A 2444-nucleotide genomic window follows, 5' to 3' on the forward strand; every position below is an offset into this window, starting at 1 on the left:
CTTCCGAGGCGCTTTCACAGACCATAGTGGCGCTTGCCGCCAGAAGTGCTTGCTTGATATCTGTATGGTCAAAATTTATAGCCTGAAAATTGACCGCAGACGCCATGGAAAGCGCCCCGTGGAGCAACTTATGGATAAAAAAATCTATGCTTCCCTCTTGACGTGCCCTTCCGATAAAGCCTGCCCCTTGCAAAGAGGCCTCTGCCAGGCATTGGCTGGCAAGGAAAGGCACAAAAAAAAGCGCGCATATCCCAAGCTTCTTAAAGGCGAGCTTTCCCAAAATTTTCCAAAACGGTAGAGTTTTGTCTATCGAAGCCACGGAGCATCTTCCAATTCTTGGGTCCATGCCTGCGTTAATGGCTTTTCTCCCAAAAACAGATTGTTGGCCAAAATGTCTAAAGCTTTTCTAGACTCAGCGCTGTCTTCAAGTTCTAAAACTCGTGCCAAAATGTAAAAATATTCCGGGTGAATAAAGTGCCCGTCTAGCTCTTCTAGTTGCTCTTGAGCAACTTTTTGCATCCCTTCAAAAGGACGCCCAAATACAGCAACTTCCTTTGCAAAAAATGCAAATCGCAAAATAGGAAGAGGCACCCAAATCACCGCCTGACTTCTGGGCGGGTCTTGCCCTTGAAGATAGGGCCGGCGCCCATAAGGAGGCCCCCCACGGGAGCGAGGTAAAGGCCAATTCATGCTTGGATCGTAAATTTCTGTAGTGCAATATTCTTCAGAGTACATCTCAAAACTATCTCTGCGCCCAATAAAAAGATCATTAAAAATGCCACTGCATTCTAAAACATCACTATCAATCACATCCCCCATAACTGTCATTTCAGCAACGTATCCCATTAATGAAGCGTTTGGATAATGATCGCTTCCCTCACTAATTTTTTCTTGTGTCAAATCATGAATATCTCTTCCAAATTCATCTGTTCCAAATTCAAATATCCATCCCAAAATACGTGCTACTTCCACAAACTCATCCGTCCATTTATCTTTTGGATAATCGTATTCTTTCCACTCCTTTAACAAAAGAACTTTCATCAAAAACCCCGCTAAGTAGCGGGTGCAATCCCGCCAATGTGGATCTGGAGTATACTTATCTATATTGAATTTTCTCAAAACATAGTACTGATAGTATTTTCCTAGTGCGCTCATCTTTTTTTCTCCTATTTTTTATCCAAAATATCTGGCTTCGTATTAAGTTTTGGCCATTGTCCACTTTTGAATTGCTCTAATTCTTTTTTTGTTGCTGGATAATGTTGACACTGAATCTCTACCCCATCTTTTTTGGGCTTTGGATGCACCTCTATGACATGCAAATCATTTTGTGGTGCCCATCCCCTTGGATTTTTTGGCCTTTCTTGGTTGGGTTTTTGATAAGATTCGGTCCAGTTTCGCTCATTCCCTGTGCAAGGATTAAGCTCTTTTACATGATTTGACCCCCCATCGGTACGAATATTAGGGGTCTTATCCTCTGCCGGCTTGTGCTTTTTATACAACCGCACTCTTCCATCAGGTAATTCTTTTTTATATTTGTACTCTTTATCCCGCATCGATTTTTCAACTTTTTGGGTAAATTGCGAATGCACCTCATTCACTGGTTGCTGCCCTTTTAGCTGAATTTTTTCATAATCAGCCCGTTGCAGGTTAGTTTTTCCCGGATTTTCTAGTTTTTTAGCATTTTTTTCGTAAATTAGTCCTCGGTTTTGGCGCTGCTCTTCTTCTACTTTTTTTCGAATTGGGCATTTTCCTTTATTTTCCCAAGGCATGGGGTCGGTTTTTGGGGAGGTATGGGTTTTTTTGTTTGTCCAAGGCATGGGGTCTTTAGAAGGATCACAAGGGCCTTCTTTAAGCAGGGCTTGGGGGAGTTTATCTGAATTTTTTCCTGCGTTTCCTCTCATGGCCTTTCGTGCAAAGCCCACTCCAGCTTTTACCGCCCCTGTGCCAAAGCCTTGGCTGGCAAGGTCTAGCCCCACTGCTCCGGCGGTGAGTGCCACATGGCCGGCAGCGCCCCAATAGTTTCCCTCTTCTAAATTTTCCTTGACGTCTTTTGCACCTTGAGCCAAATCATAAGCCACCGACAGCACAGTTTTAACGAAATTTTCTTCTAGCGCCGTGGTAACAGATTCATCGCACACCTGGATATCGCCAGAATCCTTGCCCGCCAAGGCTAGCCCCGTTGCCGTTAGAATTCTAAGCCCTGCCACCGCTTGCTGCGCTAGATCTTGTGCACGGTCTTGGCAGCGCTGCACGTAAAGCGATTGAGGCTCATCCAGGCCTTTTTCCGGAAGTGCCCGCTTAATATGCTGCAAAATCCCTTCCGAGGCGCTTTCACAGACCATAGTGGCGCTTGCCGCCAGAAGTGCTTGCTTGATATCTGTATGGTCAAAATTTATAGCCTGAAAATTGACCGCAGACGCCATGGAAAGCGCCCCGTGGAGCAA

At 44.8% G+C, this 2444-nt stretch carries 2 protein-coding genes and 1 pseudogene; all 3 read right to left on the bottom strand.

From position 1 onward, the window contains the following. Positions 1 to 346, bottom strand: a 346-nt coding sequence (locus tag HE1_RS00160) for a hypothetical protein (protein ID WP_162480059.1), incomplete at its 3' end; no start/stop codon positions are given. Beyond that, the gene (locus HE1_RS00165; RefSeq protein ID WP_035543181.1) at positions 307 to 1155 is read right to left on the bottom strand and encodes a hypothetical protein; all 849 of its coding nucleotides are present in this window, start codon (positions 1153 to 1155) and stop codon (positions 307 to 309) included. The genes HE1_RS00160 and HE1_RS00165, both read right to left, overlap by 40 nt. Before the next feature lie 11 nt (positions 1156 to 1166). After that, a pseudogene (locus HE1_RS00170) lies at positions 1167 to 2444 on the bottom strand (hypothetical protein); the annotation flags it as partial.

Source organism: Holospora elegans E1, from assembly GCF_000648275.1.
GTDB lineage: Bacteria > Pseudomonadota > Alphaproteobacteria > Holosporales > Holosporaceae > Holospora > Holospora undulata_A.